Raw genomic sequence first — 6,418 nt, forward strand, 5'->3', positions numbered from 1 at the left:
GCCGGGCCGCGCGGTAACGTACGGATCTGATCGCCTCACTCCTTCTGGAGTGGGCACAGTCAAGTGTGGGAGGGAGACAAGTCGAATCGTCGCACCGCCCTCCCACATTTAAATCGCGGGGCATCAGTTAGCTCACCCACAAACAAAAAACGCACGCTAGCGTGCCGTTCTGTCCTTCCCTGCCTGGCGCGTTTACTTACGCGCCGCCTCCCACGACTTGAGCAAGTCGCTGTAGGTCACGGTCTCGCCTTTGGGCTTCTCGTTCGCCAGTTTCGGCTTCGGCGCACCCGGTTGGTCGAACCAGTATTGCGCGTCACGCTCGGGGTTCATTTTCGGGCCGCACACCGGTTGCACCTTGGAGCGCTCCAGACGCGTCATGATCGCGTCCTGTTCCTTGGCCAGGTTGTCCAGCGCCTGTTGCGGGGTTTTTTCGCCGCTGGCGGCCGAGGCGATGTTGCTCCACCACAGTTGCGCCAGGCGCGGGTAGTCCGGCACGTTGGTGCCGGTCGGGGTCCATTCCACACGGGCCGGGCTGCGGTAGAACTCCACCAGCCCACCGAGTTTCGGTGCCATGTCGGTCATGGCCTGGGAGTTGATGTCCGACTCACGAATCGGCGTCAGGCCGACGATGGTCTTCTTCAGCGACACGGTTTTGGAGGTCACGAACTGCGCGTACAGCCAGGCCGCGAGCTTCTGTTTCTCCGGCGTCGACTTGAGGAAGGTCCAGGAGCCTACGTCCTGATAGCCCTTCTTCATGCCTTTTTCCCAGTAAGGTCCGACGGGCGACGGTGCCATGCGCCATTTCGGCGTGCCGTCGGCGTTCACCACCGGCAGGCCCGGTTTGGTCATGTCGGCGGTAAACGCGGTGTACCAGAAGATCTGCTGGGCGATGTTGCCCTGGGACGGCACCGGGCCGGATTCGGAGAAGGTCATGCCCGCCGCTTCCGGTGGCGCGTAGGCTTTCATCCAGTCGACGTATTTCTGGGTCGCGAATACGGCGGCCGGGCCGTTGGTGTCGCCGCCGCGGGTGACGCTGGAACCCACTGGGTGGCAGTCCTCCACGCGAATGCCCCAATCGTCCACCGGCAAGCCATTGGGCAGGCCCTTGTCGCCGCCCCCGGCCATGGAGAACCAGGCATCGGTGAAGCGCCAGCCCAGGGACGGGTCTTTCTTGCCGTAGTCCATGTGCCCATAAATGCGCTTGCCGTCGATTTCCTTGACGTCTTCGCTGAAGAACTTGGCGATGTCTTCATAGGCCGACCAGTTCACCGGCACGCCGAGGTCGTAGCCGTATTTTTCCTTGAACTTGGCTTTGAGCTCCGGGCGCTCGAACCAGTCGGCGCGGAACCAGTACAGGTTGGCGAACTGCTGGTCGGGCAACTGGTAGAGCTTGCCGTCCGGCGCGGTGGTGAACGACAGGCCGATAAAGTCCTTGAGATCGAGGGTCGGCGAGGTGAAGTCCTTGCCTTCGTTGGCCATCAGGTCGGTGATGGATTCGGTCTTGCCGTAGCGAAAGTGCGTACCGATCAGGTCCGAGTCGTTGACCCAGCCGTCATAGATGTTTTTGTCGGACTGCATCTGGGTTTGCAGCTTCTCCACCACGTCGCCTTCCTGCAACAGGTCGTGGGTCAGCTTGATCCCGGTGATTTCAGTGAAGGCCTTGGCCAGCACCTTGGATTCGTACTCGTGGGTGGTGAGGGTTTCCGACACCACGTTAATCTTCATCCCACGGAACGGTTCCGATGCCTTGATAAACCATTTCAACTCTTCGAGCTGTTGGGCTTCGGTGAGGGTGGACGGTTTGAACTCGCTGCCGATCCACTTTTTTGCGGCATCTTCATACGCATCGGCCCAGGCCGTAGCGCTCAAACCGCTGAGGGCCAGTACGGCGGCCAATGAAATGCTATGTCGCAGCTTATTGTTTTTATTCAACATAGAGACCTCCTGGTGGTTTATTCACAAGGGCATTAGCCCCAACGCATCACACTCAACAGCCACACCAGGGACAGCGCGGACGCCACCCAGATGCTCCAGCCGGTCACGCCAATTACCAGCAAATGCAGGTAGGCGCTGCCGAGAAGACCCATAAACAAACGATCTCCACGGGTGGTGCTGATCGGTAGAAACCCACGCCGAGGGATGCTCGGCGAACGCAGTTCCCAGGTGGTCATGCCCGCCAGGATCAGCGCGATGCCGCCAAAGAACAGTGCAGTGGGGGTGGTCCAGGCCATCCATTCCATCATCGACTCCTCAGACCCGGCCCAGGGCAAAGCCCTTGGCCACGTGGTTACGAACAAACCAGATCACCAGCATGCCGGGCAGGATGGTCAACACCCCCGCCGCCGCCAGCACGCCCCAATCGATCCCCGACGCCGACACCGTACGCGTCATGACCGCCGCGATGGGCTTGGCGTTGACCGAGGTCAGCGTGCGCGCCAGCAGCAGTTCGACCCAGGAAAACATGAAGCAGAAAAACGCGGTGACACCGATGCCGGAGCCGATCAACGGGATGAAAATCTTCACGAAGAACTTGGGAAACGAGTAGCCATCAATGTAGGCGGTTTCGTCGATTTCCTTGGGCACGCCGGACATGAAGCCTTCCAGAATCCAGACCGCCAACGGCACGTTGAACAGGCAGTGAGCCAGGGCCACGGCGATGTGGGTATCGAACAGGCCGATGGATGAATACAGCTGGAAGAACGGCAGCAAAAACACCGCCGGCGGCGCCATACGGTTGGTCAACAGCCAGAAGAACAGGTGCTTGTCGCCCAGGAAGCGGTAGCGCGAGAAGGCATAGGCCGCCGGCAGCGCCACGCTCAGGGAGATCACCGTGTTCAGGCTCACGTAATACAGCGAGTTGAGATAACCGGTGTACCAACTCGGGTCGGTGAAGATCACTTTGTAGTTGGCCAGAGTGAAATCCTGCGGAAACAGTGTCAGCCCGCCGAGGATTTCGGTGTTGCTCTTGAAGGACATGTTCAGCAGCCAGTAGATCGGCACCAGCAGGAACAGGATGTAGATCAACAGCGGGATTACCTTGCGCTTGCTCATGTTGGCGGCCTCAGCGGTTGGCGTCGGAGTGGGTCATGGCGGTGTAGAACAGCCAGGACACCAACAGGATGATCAGGAAGTACACCAGGGAAAACGCCGCCGCTGGGCCCAGGTCGAATTGGCCTACAGCCATCTGGGTCAAGGTCTGACTCAGGAACGTGGTGGCATTACCCGGCCCGCCGCCCGTCAGTACGAACGGCTCGGTGTAGATCATGAAGCTGTCCATGAAGCGCAGCATCACCGCGATCAGCAGCACGCTCTTCATCTTGGGCAACTGGATATGTCGGAAAACCGCCCACGCAGACGCACGATCAATCCGCGCGGCCTGGTAGTAGACGTCCGGAATCGCGCGCAGCCCCGAGTAGCACAGCAGCGCCACCAGCGAGGTCCAGTGCCACACGTCCATCACCAGCACAGTGACCCAGGCGTCCGCCGTGTTGGCCGCGTAGTTGTAGCTGATGCCCAGGGCGTTGAGGCTGTAACCCAGCAGGCCGATGTCGGCGCGGCCGAAAATCTGCCAGATGGTGCCCACCACGTTCCACGGGATCAGCAGCGGAATCGCCAGCACGATCAGCACCAGCGACGACCAGCGGCCCTTGGTGGGCATGGTCAGGGCGATGGCGATACCCAGGGGAATTTCGATCAACAGCACGCAGGCCGAATAGATGAACTGGCGCAGCAGCGAGTCATGCAGGCGCGGGTCGAGCAGCACCTGCTTGTACCAGTCGGCACCGACGAAGTAGCGGCTGGACTGGTCGAAAATATCCTGCACCGAGTAGTTGACCACGGTCATCATCGGGATCACCGCACTGAACGCCACCAGCAGGAACACCGGTAACACCAGCCACCAGGCTTTGTTGTTCTGCACCTTGTTCATGGCTGCACCTCCAGCAAATAGTCGTCGGCATACACCATCAGCCACTGCGCGGGAAAGCTGATGGAGGCACGGCCTTCGGGCACCGGTTTGTCTTCGGCCAGGCGCACTTTGAGGCGCGCGCCGTCGAGGTCGAGGGTCATGATCTTGTAGGTGCCGAGGTCTTCCAGATGCGTGACATCGGCCTGCATGGCGTCGGGGTTATGCTCATCCCACACGTGGATAAACTCCGGGCGGATGCCCACCTGCAGTTTTGTATAGTCCGTCGCTTCAATGCGTTGCTGCAACGCCTCGGGCAACGGCAGATGGGTGCCGGCAAACCGCACCCCGCCCGCCTCTGCCTGCACCTCGATCAGATTCATCCCAGGGCTGCCGATGAAATAGCCGACAAAGGTGTGGCTGGGACGCTCGAACAGTTCCCGTGGCGTGCCGAACTGCACGATCTGCCCGCCGTACATTACCGCGATCTTGTCGGCGAAGGTGGAGGCTTCAAGCTGGTCGTGGGTGACGTAGACCATGGTGATATTGAACTGCTCGTGAATCTGCTTGAGCTTGCGCCGCAGTTTCCACTTCAGGTGCGGGTCGATCACCGTCAGCGGTTCGTCAAACAGGATCGCCGAGACGTCGTCGCGCACCAGGCCACGGCCCATGGAGACTTTTTGTTTTTCATCGGCGGTGAGGTTACGGGCTTTTTTGGTCAGCAGGTTTTGCAGGTCGAGGACCTCGGCGATTTCCTGCACCTTGCTGTGGATTTTCGCCTCGGCCATGCCCTGGTTACGCAGCGGGAAGGCCAGGTTGTCGAACACCGTCATGGTGTCGTACACCACCGGGAACTGGAACACCTGGGCGATGTTGCGTTTCTCCGGCGTGAGGTCGTTGACCACTTGGGTGTCAAACAGCACCTGGCCCTCGGACGGGCTGAGCAGGCCGGAGATGATATTGAGCAGGGTCGACTTGCCGCAGCCGGACGGGCCGAGCAAGGCGTAGGCCCCGCCCTGCTCCCACACGTGGTTCATTTCCCGAATGGCGTAGTCCTCCGGCCCATTCGGCGTCGGGCTATAGCTGTGCGCGAGGTTCTGCAAATGGATCTCGGCCATCAGGCAACCCTCGCGACACGGCGTCCGGGGGCCTGGACCAAACGGCCCAGACCATCGAACACAAACAGTTTATGGGTGGGGATATACACGCGGATCGGCGCGTCAACGTCGTACTCATGCACCCCGGGCAAATGCAGTACCAGCAGGAAGTGCTCGCTGCGCACATGCAGGAAGGTTTCCGAACCGCTGATCTCGGCGACTTCAACAGTCACCGCCAGCTCCAGGTCATCATCGTTGCTCGGCACTAGGCTGATATGGCTGGGGCGCACGCCAAAGCGGAACTCGCCTTCGCCGATGGGACGCAGGTCGACGTTCAACGGGAAGTGCACGAAGTTGGCGAAGCTCACCTCATTGCCACTGATGCGCCCCGGCATCAGGTTGATCGGCGGCTCGGAAAACAGCTCGGCGGCCAGCACCGTCTGCGGCTGGTGGTACACCTCGGCGGCCTTGCCGCTCTGGATCACCCGGCCTTCGTGAAGGATGGTAGTGGTGCCACCCAATGCCAGGGCCTCGTTGGGCTCGGTGGTGGCGTAGACGGCGATGGTGTGGCGGGCCTGGAACAGCTCACGCATTTCCTGGCGCAGCTCTTCGCGCAGTTTGTAGTCGAGGTTCACCAGCGGCTCGTCGAACAGGATCAGTTCGGCATCCTTGACCAGCGCGCGAGCCATGGCCGTGCGTTGCTGCTGGCCACCGGACAACTCCAGCGGGTGGCGCTGGAGGAACTTCTCGATGCGCAGCATCTTCGCGGTTTCCAGCACCTTGCTCTGGATGATTTCGTTGGACACCCCGGCCTGACGCAACGGCGAGGCGATGTTTTCGAACACTGTCATGGTCGGGTAATTGATGAACTGTTGATACACCATCGACACGTTGCGCAGGCGCACCGGTTTGTGGGTGACATCAACGCCGTTCATCAGGATCCGGCCGCTGTCGGGCTTGTCCAGCCCGGCCATCAGGCGCATCAGGCTGGTCTTGCCGGACAGGGTGCGGCCAAGCAATACGTTGAAGGAGCCGGGCTCGAAACGCAGGGTGGCGTCGTCAATCCAGGTCTGGCCGGAGGCGACGAGGGAGACATGTTCCAGGGTCAATGACATGACACGACCTTTTTTATTATTGGAATGAATCTGGCCAGTCGTCAGAGCGAATTTCGTGCCAAAAGCGGCAGGTGTTTGATTCACAAGGAAATGGAGTAAAGGGGATGTTCGGGAGTGAACAATCTCACTGAACAACTGAACAGGTTGGGGGTTGACAATGAACAGTTCTGAACAACACTGTTTGAACTCGATTCAAACCTCAACACAGGTCAAATGTGGGAGGGAGCCAAGTCGAATCGTCGCACCGCCCCTCCCACATTTGGATCTCTTACATTCGGAAGGTAAGATGGCGCCCCTCAGCA

At 60.1% G+C, this 6,418-nt stretch carries 6 protein-coding genes; all 6 read right to left on the minus strand.

Annotation, left to right across the window (positions count from 1 at the left end; translation table 11 throughout):
- Nucleotides 1-192: 192 nt before the first annotated feature.
- Genes JWR98_RS04405 through JWR98_RS04430 form a run of 6 tightly spaced genes read right to left on the minus strand, consistent with a single transcriptional unit; the run spans nt 193 to nt 6,116 of the window.
- Complete coding sequence (locus tag JWR98_RS04405; RefSeq protein ID WP_205489371.1) at nt 193-1,935, minus strand: ABC transporter substrate-binding protein; 1,743 nt, start codon at nt 1,933-1,935, stop codon at nt 193-195.
- 32 nt (nt 1,936-1,967) lie between these two features.
- Nucleotides 1,968-2,240, minus strand: coding sequence for a DUF2160 domain-containing protein (locus tag JWR98_RS04410; RefSeq protein WP_078733623.1), 273 nt, complete (start codon nt 2,238-2,240; stop codon nt 1,968-1,970).
- Nucleotides 2,241-2,250: 10 nt separating this feature from the next.
- Nucleotides 2,251-3,051 (minus strand): carbohydrate ABC transporter permease, encoded by an 801-nt coding sequence (locus JWR98_RS04415; protein ID WP_003174634.1) that lies wholly within the window; start codon nt 3,049-3,051, stop codon nt 2,251-2,253.
- Between the two features lie 10 nt (nt 3,052-3,061).
- The gene (locus JWR98_RS04420; protein ID WP_003174635.1) at nt 3,062-3,928 is read right to left on the minus strand and encodes a carbohydrate ABC transporter permease; all 867 of its coding nucleotides are present in this window, start codon (nt 3,926-3,928) and stop codon (nt 3,062-3,064) included.
- Complete coding sequence (locus JWR98_RS04425) at nt 3,925-5,022, minus strand: ABC transporter ATP-binding protein (RefSeq protein WP_141064765.1); 1,098 nt, start codon at nt 5,020-5,022, stop codon at nt 3,925-3,927. Before JWR98_RS04425 ends, JWR98_RS04420 begins: the two co-directional genes overlap by 4 nt.
- Entirely contained in the window at nt 5,022-6,116 is a 1,095-nt protein-coding gene (locus JWR98_RS04430; RefSeq protein ID WP_078733625.1) for an ABC transporter ATP-binding protein, read from the minus strand. Before JWR98_RS04430 ends, JWR98_RS04425 begins: the two co-directional genes overlap by 1 nt.
- Between the last annotated feature and the right edge of the window lie 302 nt (nt 6,117-6,418).

This window comes from Pseudomonas lactucae (genome assembly GCF_016937615.1).
GTDB lineage: Bacteria > Pseudomonadota > Gammaproteobacteria > Pseudomonadales > Pseudomonadaceae > Aquipseudomonas > Aquipseudomonas lactucae.